The sequence below is a fragment of the Kribbella sp. NPDC050470 genome, from assembly GCF_044458365.1.
Classification (GTDB): domain Bacteria; phylum Actinomycetota; class Actinomycetes; order Propionibacteriales; family Kribbellaceae; genus Kribbella.
Map to the genome: position 1 here is coordinate 80,606 of NZ_JBITHV010000018.1, position 16,364 is coordinate 96,969.

At 69.5% G+C, this 16,364-nt stretch carries 18 protein-coding genes; 14 read left to right on the top strand and 4 right to left on the bottom strand.

Annotated elements, in window-relative coordinates:
- Positions 1–183 precede the first annotated feature (183 nt).
- Positions 184–1,194, top strand: coding sequence for a Gfo/Idh/MocA family protein (locus tag ACIBGM_RS41665; RefSeq protein WP_396388689.1), 1,011 nt, complete (start codon positions 184–186; stop codon positions 1,192–1,194).
- A 55-nt stretch (positions 1,195–1,249) separates the two neighbouring features.
- Positions 1,250–2,746, top strand: a complete 1,497-nt coding sequence (locus tag ACIBGM_RS41670) for a CoA-acylating methylmalonate-semialdehyde dehydrogenase (protein ID WP_360524506.1) — start codon at positions 1,250–1,252, stop codon at positions 2,744–2,746.
- Positions 2,747–2,773: 27 nt separating this feature from the next.
- Here the strand turns inward: ACIBGM_RS41670 and ACIBGM_RS41675 are convergent, their stop codons facing one another.
- A complete protein-coding gene (locus tag ACIBGM_RS41675) occupies positions 2,774–3,655 on the bottom strand; it encodes a LysR family transcriptional regulator (protein WP_396388690.1) in 882 nt (293 codons plus the stop codon).
- A 75-nt stretch (positions 3,656–3,730) separates the two neighbouring features.
- Here ACIBGM_RS41675 and ACIBGM_RS41680 point away from each other — a divergent pair, with 75 nt between their 5' ends.
- Positions 3,731–4,489 (top strand): hypothetical protein, encoded by a 759-nt coding sequence (locus ACIBGM_RS41680; protein ID WP_396388691.1) that lies wholly within the window; start codon positions 3,731–3,733, stop codon positions 4,487–4,489.
- On the opposite strand, the gene ACIBGM_RS41685 is transcribed toward ACIBGM_RS41680, so the two are convergent.
- Positions 4,444–5,445 carry a Gfo/Idh/MocA family oxidoreductase gene (locus ACIBGM_RS41685; RefSeq protein ID WP_360524497.1) on the bottom strand — a complete coding sequence of 334 codons (1,002 nt, stop codon included), beginning with the start codon at positions 5,443–5,445 and terminating at the stop codon, positions 4,444–4,446. The genes ACIBGM_RS41680 and ACIBGM_RS41685 overlap by 46 nt on opposite strands.
- 217 nt (positions 5,446–5,662) lie before the next feature.
- On the bottom strand, positions 5,663–6,796 hold the full coding sequence (locus tag ACIBGM_RS41690) for a phytanoyl-CoA dioxygenase family protein (protein ID WP_396388692.1): 1,134 nt from the start codon (positions 6,794–6,796) through the stop codon (positions 5,663–5,665).
- Between the two features lie 116 nt (positions 6,797–6,912).
- On the opposite strand from ACIBGM_RS41690, the gene ACIBGM_RS41695 reads away from it, so the two are divergent.
- A complete protein-coding gene (locus ACIBGM_RS41695) occupies positions 6,913–7,926 on the top strand; it encodes a LacI family DNA-binding transcriptional regulator (RefSeq protein ID WP_360524491.1) in 1,014 nt (337 codons plus the stop codon).
- Here ACIBGM_RS41695 and ACIBGM_RS41700 read toward each other — a convergent pair.
- Positions 7,923–8,885 carry a LacI family DNA-binding transcriptional regulator gene (locus tag ACIBGM_RS41700; protein ID WP_360524488.1) on the bottom strand — a complete coding sequence of 321 codons (963 nt, stop codon included), beginning with the start codon at positions 8,883–8,885 and terminating at the stop codon, positions 7,923–7,925. The genes ACIBGM_RS41695 and ACIBGM_RS41700 overlap by 4 nt on opposite strands.
- 101 nt (positions 8,886–8,986) lie before the next feature.
- On the opposite strand from ACIBGM_RS41700, the gene ACIBGM_RS41705 reads away from it, so the two are divergent.
- The 10 genes from ACIBGM_RS41705 (at position 8,987) to ACIBGM_RS41750 (ending at position 16,283) form a co-directional block, all read left to right on the top strand.
- Complete coding sequence (locus tag ACIBGM_RS41705; protein ID WP_360524485.1) at positions 8,987–10,024, top strand: Gfo/Idh/MocA family oxidoreductase; 1,038 nt, start codon at positions 8,987–8,989, stop codon at positions 10,022–10,024.
- Complete coding sequence (locus ACIBGM_RS41710) at positions 10,021–10,794, top strand: TIM barrel protein (RefSeq protein ID WP_396388693.1); 774 nt, start codon at positions 10,021–10,023, stop codon at positions 10,792–10,794. The genes ACIBGM_RS41705 and ACIBGM_RS41710 overlap by 4 nt, the downstream gene beginning before the upstream one ends.
- 53 nt (positions 10,795–10,847) lie before the next feature.
- Positions 10,848–11,591 carry a GntR family transcriptional regulator gene (locus ACIBGM_RS41715; RefSeq protein ID WP_360524479.1) on the top strand — a complete coding sequence of 248 codons (744 nt, stop codon included), beginning with the start codon at positions 10,848–10,850 and terminating at the stop codon, positions 11,589–11,591.
- Between the two features lie 109 nt (positions 11,592–11,700).
- Entirely contained in the window at positions 11,701–12,978 is a 1,278-nt protein-coding gene (locus ACIBGM_RS41720) for a CpaF family protein (protein ID WP_396388694.1), read from the top strand.
- A complete protein-coding gene (locus ACIBGM_RS41725) occupies positions 12,978–13,838 on the top strand; it encodes a type II secretion system F family protein (RefSeq protein WP_360524473.1) in 861 nt (286 codons plus the stop codon). Before ACIBGM_RS41720 ends, ACIBGM_RS41725 begins: the two co-directional genes overlap by 1 nt.
- A gap of 28 nt (positions 13,839–13,866) precedes the next feature.
- Positions 13,867–14,796, top strand: coding sequence for a type II secretion system F family protein (locus ACIBGM_RS41730; RefSeq protein WP_396388723.1), 930 nt, complete (start codon positions 13,867–13,869; stop codon positions 14,794–14,796).
- Positions 14,797–14,810: 14 nt separating this feature from the next.
- The gene (locus ACIBGM_RS41735; RefSeq protein ID WP_360524470.1) at positions 14,811–15,008 is read left to right on the top strand and encodes a hypothetical protein; all 198 of its coding nucleotides are present in this window, start codon (positions 14,811–14,813) and stop codon (positions 15,006–15,008) included.
- Positions 15,009–15,052: 44 nt separating this feature from the next.
- Positions 15,053–15,403 carry a TadE family protein gene (locus ACIBGM_RS41740; RefSeq protein ID WP_396388695.1) on the top strand — a complete coding sequence of 117 codons (351 nt, stop codon included), beginning with the start codon at positions 15,053–15,055 and terminating at the stop codon, positions 15,401–15,403.
- A complete protein-coding gene (locus ACIBGM_RS41745) occupies positions 15,400–15,864 on the top strand; it encodes a hypothetical protein (protein WP_396388696.1) in 465 nt (154 codons plus the stop codon). Before ACIBGM_RS41740 ends, ACIBGM_RS41745 begins: the two co-directional genes overlap by 4 nt.
- The gene (locus ACIBGM_RS41750) at positions 15,861–16,283 is read left to right on the top strand and encodes a pilus assembly protein TadG-related protein (protein WP_396388697.1); all 423 of its coding nucleotides are present in this window, start codon (positions 15,861–15,863) and stop codon (positions 16,281–16,283) included. Before ACIBGM_RS41745 ends, ACIBGM_RS41750 begins: the two co-directional genes overlap by 4 nt.
- The last annotated feature ends 81 nt before the right edge of the window (positions 16,284–16,364 follow it).

Here is a 16,364-nt window from a genome sequence, read left to right on the forward strand (position 1 = left end):
CCCCTGCACCCGCCCGTACGACGAACCCACAGGCGATCGCCGCACGGCGGCAACCAACGCAGCTCGCCGGACGGCGTGAGGTGGTGGGAGGTCGTCGGGTGGTTGGGAAAGGTGGTAGGTCGTCGGGCGGGGAGGCGGCGGGAGGGTGTTGTGCAGGGTAGTGGTGAGTGAGAGAAGGTGGAGATGCGGGATTTGAGGGTCGGGATCGTTGGGGTCGGGATGATGGGTGCGGACCATGCCGAGCGGGTGGCGCGCCGGATCTCCGGCGCCCGCCTGGTCGCGGTGTCGGACCCGGACACGGATCGGGCCGGCGCGCTGGCCGCGTCGTTCGACGGGGTCCGGGTGATCGACGACCCGCTGGCGCTGATCGGCGACGCCGAGGTCGACGCGGTGATCATCGCGTCCCCCGGGTTCGCCCACGCCGAGCAGCTGACGGCCTGCCTGGAGCACGCCAAGCCGGTGCTGTGCGAGAAGCCGCTGACCATGGACGCGGAGTCGTCGCTGCGCGTGGTCGAGGCGGAGCACAAGCTCGGCAAGCAGCTGATTCAGGTCGGTTTCATGCGCCGCTTCGACCCGGAGTACGCCGCGCTGAAGGAGCTGCTCGACTCCGGTGAGCTCGGTCGCACGCTGCTGCTGCACAACGTGCACCGGAACAAGACGGTCCCGGCGACGTTCCGCAGCGAGATGATCGTCCGCGACTCGCTGGTGCACGAGGTCGACGTCGCGCGCTGGCTGTTCGACGACGAGATCGCCCGGATCACCGTGCACGCGCCGAGGCCGAGCGGGCTGGTCGGCGAAGGGGTGCAGGATCCGCAGTTCGCGGTGTTCGAGATGGCGAACGGCGCGATGGCCGACGTCGAGGTGTTCGTGAACTGCCAGGTCGGGTACGAGGTCCGGTGTGAGGCGGTCGCCGAGAAGGGCAACGCGACGATCGGCCTCGGGGTCGACGTGCTCACCAGGCGGGCCGGACACTGGGGTGGTGCGGTGCCGGACGACTTCCGGGTCCGGTTCGGGCTCGCGTACGACCTGGAGCTGCAGCGCTGGGTGGACGCGGTGGCGAAGGGCACGATCGACGGCCCGGCGGCCTGGGACGGGTACGCCGCCGCCGCGGTCTGCACCGCCGGCGTCCGCTCCCTGCAGGAGGGCCGCCCGGTGGAGGTGGACATGGTTCCGAGAAGCGAGGTGCTCGGGTGACACAGCGCCACACCGAGCAAGTCCAGCGGGGATATCAACGAACGAGGGATGCAGTGTGAGTACTGAGCGAATCACCCATTTGGTCGGTGGGGCTCCGTGGACCGGGGTCTCGGAGCGCACCAGCAAGGTCTACAACCCGGCGACGGGTGCGGTCACCGGCGAGCTGGACCTGGCCTCGGCGGCGACGGTCGACGAGGTGGTCAAGGTCGCCCACGACGCCTCCAAGGCCTGGGGCCGGACGTCGCTGACCAAGCGCGCCCAGGTGCTGTTCGCGTTCCGTGAGCTGCTGAACGCGAACAAGGAGAAGGTCGCCGCGCTGATCACCGCCGAGCACGGCAAGGTGCTCTCGGACGCGCTCGGCGAGGTGACCCGCGGCCAGGAGGTGGTGGAGTTCGCCTGCGGCATCCCGCACCTGCTGAAGGGCGGCTTCAGCGAGAACGTGTCGACCAACGTCGACGTGTACTCGATCCGCCAGTCGCTCGGCGCGGTCGCGGTGATCTCGCCGTTCAACTTCCCGGCCATGGTGCCGCTCTGGTTCGTCCCGATCGCGGTTGCCTGTGGCAACAGCGTGGTGATCAAGCCTTCCGAGAAGGATCCGTCCGCGGTCAACGCGGTCGCCGCGCTGTGGAAGGAGGCCGGCCTGCCGGACGGCGTCGTGAACGTCGTGCACGGCGACAAGGAGGCGGTCGACCGGCTGCTCGAGCACCCCGACATCAAGGCGGTCTCGTTCGTCGGCTCGACCCCGATCGCGAAGTACGTCTACGAGAACGGCACGAAGAACGGCAAGCGGGTGCAGGCGCTGGGCGGCGCGAAGAACCACATGGTTGTGCTTCCGGACGCCGATCTCGACCTGACCGCCGACGCCGCGGTCAACGCCGGCTTCGGCTCGGCGGGTGAGCGCTGCATGGCGATCTCCGCGCTGATCGCGGTCGAGCCGGTCGCCGACGACCTGATCGGCAAGATCAAGGAGCGGATGGCCCAGCTGCGCACCGGCGATGGGACGCGCGGCTGCGACATGGGCCCGCTGGTCACCGGCGAGCACCGCGCCAAGGTCGTCGGGTACGTCGAGGCCGGGGTCGAGGCCGGTGCCGAGCTGACGGTGGATGGTCGCGAAGGCCCGTTCGACGGCGCCGACGACGGCTTCTGGCTGGGCCCGACGCTGTTCGACAAGGTCACCCCGGACATGTCGATCTACACCGACGAGATCTTCGGCCCGGTGCTGTCGGTCGTTCGGGTCCCGTCGTACGACGCCGCGCTCGACCTGGTGAACTCGAACCCGTACGGCAACGGGACCGCGATCTTCACCAACGACGGTGGCGCCGCCCGGCGGTACCAGACCGAGGTCGAGGTCGGCATGGTCGGCGTGAACGTGCCGATCCCGGTGCCGATGGCCTACTACTCGTTCGGCGGCTGGAAGAACTCGCTGTTCGGCGACACCCACGCCCACGGCGCCGAAGGCGTCCACTTCTTCACCCGCGGCAAGGTCGTCACCTCGCGGTGGCTCGACCCGTCGCACGGCGGCCTGAACCTGGGCTTCCCGACCCACGACTGAGATCCACGACTGACCAGATCGAGCGGGTCAGCCCTCGTCGAGCAACTCGGCGAGGGCTGACGCGGCTGTGGAGCCGAGGTGGCCGTGGAGGAGTTCGACGCGGTGCACGAGGCGCGGGGCATCGACAGGCACGGCGCGTACGCCGTCCGGCACCGGGACGGATGCGGGCAGTACGGCGAGGCCGTGGCCGGCGGCGACGAGTTCGAGCAGGGTGAGTAGGTCGGCGCCGGTGTAGGTGAGGGCTGCCCGGAGGCTGTCGGTTTCGACGGCGGCGCGCAGTTCGTCGAGTGGTGCGCTGACCGCGGGAGCGTCGATCCAGCGGGCGTCGACCAGCGCTGGCAAGCCAAGCCGTTTGCGACCGGCCAGCGGATGGTCGGCCGGCAGGACGACGGCGAGCCTCTCCTGCGCGACTGCCGACGTACTGAGCAGACCGACGTCGGGTAGGCGCAACGGGTCGCTCGGTGCGGCGATCCCGTCGATCAGGCCAAGGTGGTACGTCCCGGACGCCACGCCGCGGGCGACTTCGTCCCGGCCGACCACCTCGAAGGTGACAGCGATCCCGGGTCGGTCCTGCCTGAGCTGGGTCAGCGCCCGCGCGACCCGGGTCGTCCCGGCCAGGGGAGTGGCGGCGAACATGATCGATCCGGGCGGCTCACCGACCAACCGCCGTACGTCGGCCTGGGCGGCCTCGATGCGGAGCAGGATCGCGCCGGCGTGTTCGAGCAGCCGCTCACCTGCGGGGGTAGGTGCCACCGGGCGGCGCGTCAGGAGCGCGGCGCCGACCGAGTTCTCCAGCGCCGCGATGTGCTGCGAGACGGCCGACTGGGTGTAGCCGAGCTCGGCCGCCGCAGCCGAGAAGGAGCCGCTCGTCGCCACCGCGATGAACGTGCGGAGCAGATGCGGATCCACGAGATCAGTATCGCTTATCGACCGTGCAGAGATCATCGTTGGTGCTGATCGGGGTCACCGGAGCAGGATGAAGCCATGACGCACGCATACTCAGCCCGGATCGCCCTGGTCGGCGATCGCTCGCCGCACGTCCGTTCTCATCAACGCGTGCCGGTGGTGCTCGACCGGCTGCGCGAGCGGGAAGGGCTGGACCTGGACGTGTACTGGGTGCCCACCGACGAGGTCGACGCGATGGAGGCGTTCGACGGGATCTGGGTCCTGCCAGGCAGCCCGTACCGCAGCGAGGCCGGCGCGGTCAGCGCGATCCAGACGGCCAGGGTGCAGGACATCCCGTTCCTGGGGACCTGTGGCGGCTTCCAGCACGCGATGCTCGAGTACGCGCGCAACGTCTGCGGCGCGACCGCCGTACAGCACGCTGAGAACGAGCCGGATGCCGACGACCTGCTGATCGTCCCGCTGGCCTGCTCGCTCGACGGCCACGAGGCCACGGTCGAGGTCCGGCCCGGCACGTTGGCCGGTCGGCTCCTGGGCGCGGAGCGGTCCATCGAGCGCTACCACTGCTCGTACGGGCTCGATCCGTCCCGGCAGAGCCTGCTCGAGGAGCACGGGCTCGTCTTCAGCGCGCACGACGTCGACGGCGCGCCGCGGATTGCCGAGCTACCTCAGCACCCGTTCTTCCTGGTGACACTGTTCCAGCCGGAGCTGTCCGGCGACGGCACACGACCGCACCCGTTCATCCAGGCGTTCGCCCATGCCGCCGCCAAGCGAGCTCAACTGTCCGACCGCGGTCAGATCTCCGAGACAGGCCGCGGCAGCATCCCGGCGTCGCGGTAGCAGGCGTCGATCAGCTCCATCGTCGCCAGCGCGTCGTCCGCGTCGGTCAGCACAGGCGCCCCATTGCGGATCGCCCCCGCGAACGCCTCCAACTGGTACGTGTACGACGTACGCGTGCCGAGGTGCTCGACCCAGGTGTCTTCCTTGGTCGTCACGATCACCCGGTCGTCGTTCTGCGGCAGCACGAAGAACGGCGCGAACGCCTCACCACGACTGCCGACCACCTTGAGGCTGAAGTCGAGGTTCTCCGCCGCCATGCTGGTCCGGACCGCTCCGGTCGCCCCGCTCGGGAACTCCAGGTCGGCGTTGAGCCACTCGTCCACCCCCGGCAGCCGCTTGCGCTCACCGGCCCGGGCGCTGATCAGCTTCGGCGCACCACCGGCGTACGGCGCCAGCATCCGCTGCGCATGGATCGCGTAGCAGCCGACGTCCATCACCGCGCCACCCGCGAGCGGCAGCGACCAGCGTGGGTCGGCGTCCGGCGGCGGGGGCATCACCATGGTCGCCTCGACGTGCTGCAGGTCGCCGAGCTCACCCTTGGCGAGCAGCTCCTGCAGCCGGCGCATCACCGGGTGGTAGGCGTAGTGGAACGCCTCCATGAAGACGACGCCGTGCTCGCGGACCGCGTTCCGGACCTGGACCGCCTCGGCCGCGTTGCTGGCCGACGGCTTCTCGGTGAGCACGTGTTTGCCCGCGGCAATCGCCCGCAGGTTCCACGGTCCGTGCAGGCCGTTGGCGAGCGGGTTGTAGATCGCGTCGACCTCGGGGTCGTCCAGCACGTCCTGGTACGACGCGTGCACCCGTTCGACCTGGTGTTCCGCCGCGAACGCCTCGGCCCGGTCGCCGTCCCGGGCGGCCACCGCGACCAGCCGGGCGCCGGTCAGCCGGGCCGGCTCGACGATCGCCCGGCCGGCGATCCGGGCAGCCCCGAGAATCCCGATACGCAGCGGTTCCATGCCTTCTCCTTCGATGGGCGGCCGTACGGGCGGCGTACAGCAGGTCGGCTGAGTGGCGCGTTCCGCCGGTAAGGGTAGCCTTCGGCACGCCCGGCGAACGCGCCATCCTGCCTGACGACCACGTGCCAGCGACAGCACCTGCCCGTGATCCGGACCGCGTTCATCCAACATTCACCTATCTGATATCGGGTCAGTCGGTCAACCGATCCGACAGCGGTCAGGTGGTCGACCTCCGGGTGTGGTGGTCGGCCAGGGCCTGGTCCAGGCGCTCGGGTGTCCACGCCTCGGTCACGGCCTGGCGCAGTACGTCGGCCTGGGACAGCGGAGCGAGGCCGCCGATCGGCTGGTCGCGATCCAGGTTGGTCGGGAAGGCGTAGCCCTCGGCGGTCGCGGCGATGACGTTGCCGGCGCCCTCCGGATCCTGCTTCGCCATTCGAAGTAGGGCGGGGTAGACCGCCGACGCCATCTGGGTCCGGTCGATGCTCTCCATCGCGCGGCCGAAGGCGGACGAGATCTGCAGCAGGTTCGCCATCCGCTTGATGTCTGTCGAGTGGTTGCTGCCGGCCGCGTGGAAGAGCGCGGGGTTGAAGAACACGGCGTCGCCCTTCTCCAACGGCAGTTGCACGTGGTTCGCCACGAAGTAGTCGGAGAACTCGGGCCGCCGGTACGCCAGGTAGCCGAGCTCGTACTTCTGCGAGTGCGGCAGGTACAGCGTCGGCCCGGACTCCACCGGCATGTCGCAGTGCGCCACCGCGCCCTGCAGCGTGAGCACGGATGACAGCCGATGCACATGAGCCGGGTACTGCGCCGCCACCTCGTCGGACTGGAATCCGAGGTGGTAGTCGCGGTGGACGGTCTGCCCCTCGCCGCCCGGGTTCACCACGTTCACCTGCGAGGTCACCTGGTACGCCGGTCCGAGCCAAGCCGTCGCGACCAGCGCAAGCAGGTCGTTGGCGTAGTAGGCGGCGAACACCACGGGCGCACCGACGGCCAGCTTCTCCAGCGCGTTCCAGACCCGGTCGTTGGCGCCCGGCTTGGCGAAGTGGTCGCCGGCCGCGGCGCCCGACCTGTGCTGCTCGTCGATCAGGCGGTTGAACTCGGCCGTCGTCGCGTCGACCACCTCGTTGCCAAAGGCACCCTTCAGGACGACGATGCCGGGCCCGGTACCGAATGCGGTCGCGAACTCAGACTGCACGGCCCGCGGCTCCGCGCTCCGGATCCGGGCCGCGTCGTACACCGGAACCTGGTGCTCGATCCGGGTCGCGTGCGGGTAGTCGGCGGCGTCGGTCGGCTCCTTGAGGACGGTCAGCAGGTCGTCCAGCCGGACGTCGTCGGGGTTCAGCCAGTTCATCGGGGTGACTCCTTCTCCTGCTCGCCGGTGTTGTTCTAGCGTGGTGGTTTCCTGACAGGTTCGGAATCCCCTGAATCCGTCAAAAACCCGTCATTTCAGGCTGCCGGAGGACCGTGATGGCACGTGAGCACCGGGTCCGCGACATCGCGGTCCAGGCCGGGCTGAGCGAGACGACCGTCGACCGGGTCCTGAACGCCCGGGCCGGGGTCAGCGCCCGCGCCCGCCGGCAGGTCGAGCAGGCGATGCACGACCTGGACCGGCAGGCCACCCAGATCCGGCTCGGCGGCCGCACGCTGGTGATCGACCTCGTCATGCAGGCGCCCAGCCGGTTCTCCGGCGCGGTCCGTACGGCGCTCGAGGCCGCGCTGGCCGGTCTCCGTCCGGCCGTCCTGCGCGCCCGGTTCGACCTCAGCGAGACCGCCTCCGCCGCCGACCTGATCGCGTCACTGGAGAAGGTTCGCAAGCGGGGTTCGCAGGGCCTGGTCCTGAAGGCGCCGGACGACCCCGAGGTGGTCGAGGCCGTCGACAAGCTGGTTGCCGCCGGCATTCCGGTCGTCACGCTCGTCACCGACCTGCCGAGCAGCCGCCGCCTCGCGTACGTCGGCATCGACAACCGGGCCGCCGGTGCGACAGCGGCGTACTTCCTGACCCAGTGGCTGGGCGACGGTCCGGGGAGTGTGCTCGTCACGCTGAGCCGTGGGTCGTTCCGCGGCGAGGAGGAGCGCGAGATGGGCTTCCGCTCCACGCTTCGGCGACTGGCGCCCGGGCGCGCGGTCGTCGAGCTGGCCGAGACGGACGGGCTCGACACCACCATCCACGGGCAGGCGCTGGCGGCGCTGACCGCCGACGCGAGCATCAACGCGGTCTACTCCATCGGCGGCGGCAACCGGGCCATCGTCCAGGCGTTCGCCGATCTCGAGCGACCGTACCGCTGCTTCGTTGCCCACGACCTCGACGCCGACAACCTGGCGCTGCTCCGGTCCGGTGCGCTGTCCGTCGTACTGCATCACGACCTGCCCACTGACCTGCACCGCGCGTGTCAGCACCTCCTGCATGCGCACCGGCTGCTGCCCAGCGTCCCGAGTACGCCGAGTAACCTGCAGCCGATCACGCCGTACAACGTCCCCTAGGTCGTCTTGCGCGTGAGCAGGTCGGGGCTGGTGATGACCTCCTGGGGTGACTCGCGGTCTGTTTGCGTCGCGAGGTCGAGTGCAGCGGCTGCGAGCCGGTCAGCGTTCTGGGCGATGGTCGACAGTTGGATGTGGTCGAGGCGGGACGGCGTGGAGTCGTCGTACCCGATCAGCGCAATGTCCTCCGGAACCTGGCGATCGCTCTCTCGCAGTGCGTGCAGGAGGCCGATCGCACACGCGTCGTTGAACGCGGCAACCGCAGTGACGTCCTGCGGCAGCTCCTGGACCGCGGTAGCGCCAGCAGCCTCGGTCAGCCCTCCAGGAATCACTACAGGGGTCAGGCCGGCCCGTCGCATGGTCTGCACATAGGCAGTACGGCGCTCCGCCGCGCCAGGCGCCCGTGCGCCGTCCACATGTGCAATGCGGGTGTGCCCGAGGGACAGCAGATGCTCCACTGCCAGACGTGAGCCCGCAGCGTCGTCGGTGCGCACGACGTGCACTCCAGCGGCTCGCACCTTGCGGGCGAGTACAACAGTCGGCTGCGCCTCAGCCAGCGCGCTCAGTGCGGCAGGCGATGAGGTAGGGCCGAGCAGGACCAGTGACTCGCAGCGGTAGTCCAGCAGCGACTGCACCGCAGCCTTCTCGCCCCGGCTACCGGTGACGGCGCTCAGCGTGAGGCTGTAGCCCAGTGACTCGGCCGCTGGGTACAACGCCTCGACCAGGTCGCCGTGGAAGGGATAGCGGACGTCGAAGGCCACACCGATGAGCCGGGTGCGCTGCCTGCTGCCGAGCAGTCGCGCCCGGTGGTCGGGGCGGTAGCCGAGCTCGTCGCCGGCTGCGAACACCCGGGCTCTGGTCTCGTCGCTCGCCCCCGGCACGTTCCGGTAGACGATCGAGACGAGGGCGCGGGACACCCCGGCGCGGGCCGCGACGTCCTCCATCGTCGGTCGGGGGCTCATCTCACCTGCTCTCGTGGGGACTTGACCCCGACCATCAAAGCAGTGTTCGCTATGTCCTGACTAGAGCGCTCTAGTATCAGCGTCGGCTGAAGGGGTGGAACATGCGCAACGACCATGGGCTGCGGGTGGTGCGGCTCGGCCTGATCGGCGCCGGCCGGATCGGGACGATGCATGCCGGGAACATCGCCCGGCACGTCCCCGGAGCCGAGCTCACCGCGGTCGCCGACACCAGACCGGAGGCGGCCCAGCGGCTGGCCGGCAGGTACGACGCCGATGCCCGCGACGTCGACGGGCTGATCAAGGACCCCGAGATCGACGGTGTCGTGATCACCTCGATCGCGGCCGTGCACGAGGAGCTGATCGTGCGCGCGGCCGAGGCGGGCAAACCGGTCTGGTGCGAGAAGCCGGCCTCGCTGACGCTGGCGGAGATGGACCGCGCGATCGCCGCGACCGAGCAGGCCGGGGTCGCCCTCCAGGTCGGCTTCAACCGGCGCTTCGCCCGCGACTTCGCCGCGGCGCGCGCGACGATCGAGGCCGGCGGGATCGGCACACCGCAGCTGATGCGGTCGGTCACTCGCGACCCGGGCCGGCCGGAAGGTATGGGTGACGCGGCCGCCGGGATCAAGCCGTGGACGATCTTCCGCGAGACGCTGATCCACGACTTCGACACGCTGCTCTGGCTCAACCCGGGCGCGCAGCCGGTCGAGGTCTACACGAAGGCGGATGCGCTTGTCGCCCCGCAGTACAAGGAGAACGGGCTGCTCGACACCGCGGTCGTGGTGATCACGTTCGACAACGGCGCGATCGCGACGGCCGAGGCGAACTTCTCCGCGCTGTACGGGTACGACGTCCGCGGTGAGGTGTTCGGCAGCAAGGGCATGGTGGTGACCGGCCGGCACGCGAGCACACCGATGGTGCAGTACGACGTGAGCGGATTGCACCAGGCCACGCTGCGCAGTGACGAGGAGATGTTCCGGGACGCGTATGTCCAGGAGCTCGCCGAATTCGCCGAGGTCGTCCGCGGGAACGCCGTACCTCCGGTGACCGGCGCGGATGCGCGGAATGCGTTGCGGGTCGCGCTGGCAGCGATGGCGTCGTACCAGGAAAACCGTCCGGTGCGGGTCGGGGAGATCGGATGAGGCTCGCCGTCTGCGCCGAAATGGTGTTCACCGAGCTGCCGTTCCTGGAGCGGGTGGAACGCATTCACGCGGCCGGGTTCGACGTCGAGCTCTGGAACTGGACGACCAAGGACATCGCGGCGCTGCAGAAGACCGGCGCGGTTTTCTCGTCGATGACCGGATATGTCGGCGGGTCGCTCACACACGATCAGGACCGGCTGCTGGAAACCGCGGAACAGTCCATCCGGGTCGCGCTCGAGCTCGGGTGTCCCAGGCTCAATCTGCACGGCACCGAGCTCGACGATCGCGGGCTGCCGGTGCGGCCGCAGTACGAGGTGAGCGGGGAGATGTGGCTGACGGCAGCGCGGACGCTGGAAAGGCTGGCGGACCTCGCGCAGCGGTACGACGTGACGTTCGTGCTGGAGAATCTGAACGCCGAGGTCGACCATCCCGGCGTGCCGTTCGGGAAAGCCGCGGACACGCTCGCCCTGGTGAAAGCCGTCGACCATCCGCGGCTGCGGCTGATGCTCGACCTGTACCACGCGCAGATCGGCGAGGGAAACCTGATCGAACTGATCGGCAAGGCGTTTCCGTACCTCGGCGAGATTCAGGTCGCCGACGTTCCCGGACGGTGCGAACCGGGAACCGGCGAGATGAACTATCCGGCGATCGCGGCGGCGTTGCGAAAGCACGGATATCAGGGCACGGTCGGATTGGAGGCGTTCGCGTCGGCGGACAGCGAGCTCGCGCTGCGGCGTTTCCGGGACGCGTTCACAAACGCAGAGATCTGATCAAATCAGGGTGGTAGCTCGACGGATCAGAGGGAAGCCTTCAGGATGTGCGCATGAGTACCGTGCAGGTCCAGGTGGATCGGAGTAGTCGCACGCCGTTGCACGTGCAGCTGGCGCAGCAACTGGAGGCGGCGATTCAGAGTGGGGAGTTGCCGGTCGGATCGCGGCTGAGCAACGAGGTGGACCTGGCAGAGTCGTACGGGCTGAGCCGGCCGACGGTGCGGCAGGCGATCGCGCGACTGGTCGACCAGGGGCTGCTCGTGCGCAAGCGCGGCGTCGGCACGCAGGTGGTGGGGAACTCAGGTCAGGTACGGCGCTCCCTCGAGCTGACCAGCCTGTACGACGACTTGGCCGCAGCCCATCGCAAGCCGGCGACCGACGTACTGCGGTTCGGTATCGCTCCCGCGACCGCAGAGGTCGCCACAGCGCTGCAGATCGAGCAGGGCGATCGAGTGCTGCGGCTGGAGCGCCTGCGGCGAGCGGATGGCGAGCCGCTCGCGCTGATGCGCAACTGGCTGCCTCCGGAGCTCCTGGAGACCGACCCGGCCACGCTGGCCGAGCGCGGTCTGTACTCGCTGCTGCGTGCGGAGGGCGTGCGGCTGAAGGTGGCGCACCAGACCATCTCCGCGCTGCCCGCCACGCCCGAGCAGGCGCGGCTGCTGGGCGAGGAGCCGGGCGTCCCGTTGCTGGCGACCACCAGGATCACGTACGACGACCACGGTCAGCCGGTCGAGTACGGGTCGCACCTGTTCCGCGCCAGCCGCTACGCGTTCGAGCACACGCTGGTTCATCGCTGAAAGTTATCCACAGGCCGTAGCTCCTGAGTGGCGCGGGGTGCTCCCCGATTGAAAGTATGGTCGCGCATGGTGATCGAGTGGTTGCCAGACGGGACATACGGGGAGACCGATGACAGCCGACAGACTCGCCACGCGCCGGTCGGGCTGGGACGGCGTCGTCGAGGTGATCGACGCCCAGGTGCGCGACGTCGTACGCCGCGAAGGCATCGATCCGCTTCGTGACCCGGCCGCGGTCGACCGCATCGTCGCGACGGTGGTCCGGGAGTACGACGAACGCAGCCTGACCGGTGTGGTCCCACCGATCGGCGACCTGGAGGCGGTCAGCCGGGAGGTGCACGACCGGGTCGCCGGATTCGGCCCGCTGCAGCGCTACTTGGACGACCCGGCCGTCGAAGAGATCTGGATCAACGAGCCGTCGCGGGTGTTCATCGCCCGGGACGGCCGGCACGAGCTGACCACGACCGTGCTGACCGAGGAGGAGGTCAGCGACCTGGTCGAGCGGATGCTGAAGTCGACCGGGCGGCGGATCGACGTGTCACAGCCGTTCACGGATGCGCGGTTGCCGGACGGGAGCCGGGTGCACGTGGTGCTGGGCGGCATCACCCACAGACATGCGGCGATCAACATCCGGAAGTTCACGGTCCGGGCAACCCGGTTGAGCGACCTGGTCGCGCTCGGGTCGCTGACCCCGCACGCGGCCGCCGTTCTGGACGCCGCGGTCGCAGTCGGGCTGAACATCCTGGTCTCGGGCGGGACGCAGGCCGGCAAGACGACGATGCTGAACGCGTTGGCCGGGTCGATCCCGGGCAGCGAGCGGGTGATCAGCTGCGAAGAGGTCTTCGAGATCAAGCTGCCGATTCCCGACTGGGTGTCGATGCAGACCCGGCAGGCCGGTCTCGAGGGGACCGGTGAGGTGCGCCTGCGCGACCTGGTCAAGGAGTCGCTGCGGATGCGGCCGTCCCGGGTGATCGTCGGCGAGGTGCGTGGTGAGGAGTGCCTGGATCTGTTGCTCGCTCTGAACAGCGGGCTGCCCGGGATGTGCACGATCCACGCGAACTCGGCGCGGGAGGCGCTCACGAAGATGTGCACGCTGCCGCTGCTGGCCGGCGAGAACATCGGCAGTCGCTTCGTGCTGCCGACCGTGGCTGGGTGCGTGGATCTCGTCGTACATCTGGGCATCGGGGCGGACGGGCAGCGGCGGGTGCGGGAGATCGTGGCGGTCAGCGGGCGGATCGAGGAGCAGGCGATCGAGACGGAGACGTTGTTCGGGACGTACGAGGGGACGTTGCGGCGGGCCGAGGGGCATCTGCCGCATCCGGAGCGGTTCCAGCAGGCCGGGTACAACGTGGCCGGGTTGCTCACCGAGTTGCCGCGTGGGGTGAGCTGATGGGGCTGCTGCTGGGGTTGTTCTTCGGGATCGGCCTGTTGCTGATCATCTGGACGTTCGTGGCGCCTGCGGACGAGGAGTCGGCCGGCGAAGGGCGGCTGATCTCGCGCAGCCGGGAGCTGCTTGCGAGTGCCGGCGTCGAGGGTGTCACGCCTGGTGCGTTCATCGGTGCGTGCGTGATCACTGGGGTGGTCGGCGGCGTGCTGATGTTCGTGGTGTCGGGTGCTTGGCCGGTCGGCGCGGTGTTCGGGTTGATGGCGGGCTGGCTGCCGGTCGCGCTGTTGCGGAGCCGGGCGCGGAGGCGGCTTGCCGAGTTCCGTGAGCTGTGGCCGGACGTGGTGGACAACATCGCGTCCGCGGTGCGTGCCGGGTTGTCGCTGGCGGAGGCGCTGGCCCAGGTGGGTGAGCGCGGGCCGTTGCCGTTGCGCGAACCGTTCCGGCGTTTTGGTGCGGACTACGCGTCGACTGGACGGTTCGCGGACTCGCTGGACCGGTTGAAGGCGCGGTTGGCGGATCCGGTCGGCGACCGTGTCGTCGAGGCGCTGCGGATCGCCCGCGAGGTAGGCGGTGGTGATCTCGGCCGGTTGTTGCGTTCGCTGTCGACCTTCCTGCGCGACGACGCTCGTACCAGGTCCGAGCTGGAGTCCCGACAGTCCTGGTCCGTCAACGGCGCTCGCGTTGCCGTCGCTGCGCCCTGGCTGGTCTTGGCCCTGCTGTCTTTCCAGGGGGACGTCATCCAGCGCTACAACACCCCGGTCGGCGCCCTCATCATCGCCACCGGCGCTCTGGTCTGCCTCGTCGCGTACCGCGTGATGCTCCGCATCGCTCGCCTTCCCACGCCCGAAAGGGTCCTCCGATGAACAGTGGACGGTGGTTGCCGTGAGCCCGATGGTCTTGGGGGCTGTGCTCGGTGGGGTGTTCGGGCTGGGGCTGCTGGTGGTCGCGCGGCGGTTGCCGTTCTTGCGGAAGCCTTCGGTGGATGAGCGGGTCGGGCCTTACCTTCGGGACCTCGGCGGCGGCGAGGTGTTTCTCGGGGTGGCCGACTCCGGGTCGCCGTTCTACGCGATCCTGCGCTTGTTCGGACCGACCCTGCGGGCGGGCGCGACGCGACTGGAGCGACTGCTCGGTGGGGCAGCGTCCATCCGCCGTCGGCTGTCGCGTGCCGGGATCGACCGGACGGTCGAGGAGTTCCGGATCGAGCAACTGCTGTGGGGGACCGCCTGCTTCGGCGCCGGGCTCGTGGTCTCGATCGTCGCGCTCTCCGTGGGCGCCGGGAACCCGGTCGGCATGCTTCTGTTCTGCGCCCTGCTCGGCGTCATCGGAGTGCTTGCCCGCGACACCTATCTGACCACGCAGGTACGGCGACGCGAGCGGCGACTGCTCGAGGAGCTGCCGACCGTGGCCGAGTTGCTGGCGTTGTCGGTGGCCGCGGGTGAGGGACCCGCGGCTGCGCTCGACCGGGTCGCGCGGTCCTGCCGTGGAGAGCTCGCCGAGGAGCTGAAACGTGTCCTCGGCGAGACCCGTGCAGGTGAGACGCTCGTCCGCGCGCTCGACGGACTCGCGGACCGGACCGGCCTGCTGGCGTTGTCGCGGTTCGCGGACGGGCTTGCCGTCGCACTCGAGCGCGGTACCCCGCTGGCCGACGTACTGCGGGCCCAGGCGGGCGACATCCGTGAGGCCGGGCGACGGGAGCTGATCGAGTCCGGCGCCCGCCGCGAGGTCGCCATGATGATCCCGGTGGTGTTCCTGGTGCTGCCGGTGACGATCGCTTTCGCCTTCTACCCAGGCGCTGTCGGAATCCGGCTGATCGCCGGATGAACTGAGGAGAGTTGATGCAGTCACTGCTGACGAAACTGTTCGTGGCGCTGGTCCTGACCCCGCGCCCCGCCCGCAAGGAACGCGGCGACGTCCCCGGCTGGGTGCTCATCACCGTGATGACCGCCGGCCTCGTCGTCGCCATCTGGGCGGTCGCCGGTCCCCAGCTGTCCAAGATGCTCCAAGACGCCCTGAGCTCAGTCACGAACAAGTGACCGCCTCCAAACCTCGCCGGCGGGATGAGCGGGGGAGTGCGGTGGTGGAGTTCGTGCTGGTCTCGATGCTCGTGGTGCCACTGTTCCTCGGCGTACTGCAGGTCGGGCTGTACTTGTACGTGCGGAACACCGTGGCGGCTGCGGCGTCGGAGGGCGCGCACTATGCCGCCGTGCTGAACCGGGAGCCGGCCGACGGTGAAGCCCACACGCGGGAGCTGGTCGACGGGGTGGTGAACGACCAGCTGATCGACGCCGTGACGGCCGAGGAGGTCGACGTCGACGGGCAGCCGGGCGTACGAGTCGTGGTGGAGGCACACATGCCACCACTCGGGCTGTGGGGACCCGGCATGAGCTTCACCATCGAGGGTCACGCGGTCAAGGAGACCGGCGAATGACGCTCCGGCGGACGTTGGCCTCGCGGGATCAGCGCGGGAGTGCCGTGGTGGAGTTCTCGTGGCTGGCGCTGTTGCTGATGGTGCCGCTGGTCTACGTGATGCTGGCGGTGTTCGACGTACAGCGGGCGTCGTACGGGGCGACCGCGGCGACCCGGGCTGCGGGGCGTGCGTTCGTCATCGTGCCGGCCGGGCTGTCGGAGGACGAGGCGCGCGGGCGGGCGTTCGAGGCGGCGCGGCTCGCGATGAAGGACCAAGGCATGGAGTTGAGCTCCGACGAGTTGTCCATCACCTGCAATCCCGCCTGCTTGGAGCCCGGCTCGACCGTCACGGTCACGCTCGACACCGCCGTGCGACTGCCTCTGATCCCCGACGCGCTCGGTGGCGAGCCGCCCGCCGTACACATCAGCGCCTCCCACACCGAGCCGTACGGCGACTACCGCGAAGCCAAGGGCGACGGATGAAGCGCGACGAGCAGGGCCAGGTGACCGTCCTGATCATCGGCTTCATGGCCGTCATCCTGCTGATGATCGTCGTGGTGACCGACATCTCGAAGGTCTTCCTGGTACGGCGGGACCTCGATGCGACCGCGGACGGCGCAGTACTGGCGGCGGCGAACGGTTTGGCCGCGATCTACTCCCAGCCCGCGGCCGGCGGGAACGCCGAGCTCGACCCGGACCAGGCGCGCCGGCTGACCGCGGAGTACCTCGACCAGGTGGCCGCCGGCAACAGATTCGACGACCTCGACTGGTCCGCCGACGTCACCGGCACCACAGTCACCGTCCGCCTCACCTCGACCGTCGACCTCCCCTTCGAGCCCCCAGACTGGCAAGGCTCAGCCGACATCGCCGCCGAGGCCTCCGCCATCGTTCCCCTCCGCTGACTGGACGGAGTGGCCGGCCGAGTACGCTCCGTGGCGGTCCTGCGTGGCGGCCTTTTAACGGCAAGCAGCGACTAGCGGGTA

Excerpts from the sequence above, each read along its gene's own strand:
- ACIBGM_RS41690 (WP_396388692.1), bottom strand. The coding sequence starts at position 6,796 with ATGAACTGGCTGAACCCCGACGACGTCCGGCTGGACGACCTGCTGACC.
- ACIBGM_RS41695 (WP_360524491.1), top strand. The coding sequence starts at position 6,913 with ATGGCACGTGAGCACCGGGTCCGCGACATCGCGGTCCAGGCCGGGCTG.
- ACIBGM_RS41720 (WP_396388694.1), top strand. The coding sequence starts at position 11,701 with ATGACAGCCGACAGACTCGCCACGCGCCGGTCGGGCTGGGACGGCGTC.
- ACIBGM_RS41680 (WP_396388691.1), top strand. The coding sequence starts at position 3,731 with ATGACGCACGCATACTCAGCCCGGATCGCCCTGGTCGGCGATCGCTCG.
- ACIBGM_RS41735 (WP_360524470.1), top strand. The coding sequence starts at position 14,811 with ATGCAGTCACTGCTGACGAAACTGTTCGTGGCGCTGGTCCTGACCCCG.
- ACIBGM_RS41705 (WP_360524485.1), top strand. The coding sequence starts at position 8,987 with ATGCGCAACGACCATGGGCTGCGGGTGGTGCGGCTCGGCCTGATCGGC.
- ACIBGM_RS41730 (WP_396388723.1), top strand. The coding sequence starts at position 13,867 with ATGGTCTTGGGGGCTGTGCTCGGTGGGGTGTTCGGGCTGGGGCTGCTG.
- ACIBGM_RS41700 (WP_360524488.1), bottom strand. The coding sequence starts at position 8,885 with ATGAGCCCCCGACCGACGATGGAGGACGTCGCGGCCCGCGCCGGGGTG.
- ACIBGM_RS41710 (WP_396388693.1), top strand. The coding sequence starts at position 10,021 with ATGAGGCTCGCCGTCTGCGCCGAAATGGTGTTCACCGAGCTGCCGTTC.
- ACIBGM_RS41745 (WP_396388696.1), top strand. The coding sequence starts at position 15,400 with ATGACGCTCCGGCGGACGTTGGCCTCGCGGGATCAGCGCGGGAGTGCC.
- ACIBGM_RS41665 (WP_396388689.1), top strand. The coding sequence starts at position 184 with ATGCGGGATTTGAGGGTCGGGATCGTTGGGGTCGGGATGATGGGTGCG.
- ACIBGM_RS41685 (WP_360524497.1), bottom strand. The coding sequence starts at position 5,445 with ATGGAACCGCTGCGTATCGGGATTCTCGGGGCTGCCCGGATCGCCGGC.
- ACIBGM_RS41750 (WP_396388697.1), top strand. The coding sequence starts at position 15,861 with ATGAAGCGCGACGAGCAGGGCCAGGTGACCGTCCTGATCATCGGCTTC.
- ACIBGM_RS41725 (WP_360524473.1), top strand. The coding sequence starts at position 12,978 with ATGGGGCTGCTGCTGGGGTTGTTCTTCGGGATCGGCCTGTTGCTGATC.
- ACIBGM_RS41715 (WP_360524479.1), top strand. The coding sequence starts at position 10,848 with ATGAGTACCGTGCAGGTCCAGGTGGATCGGAGTAGTCGCACGCCGTTG.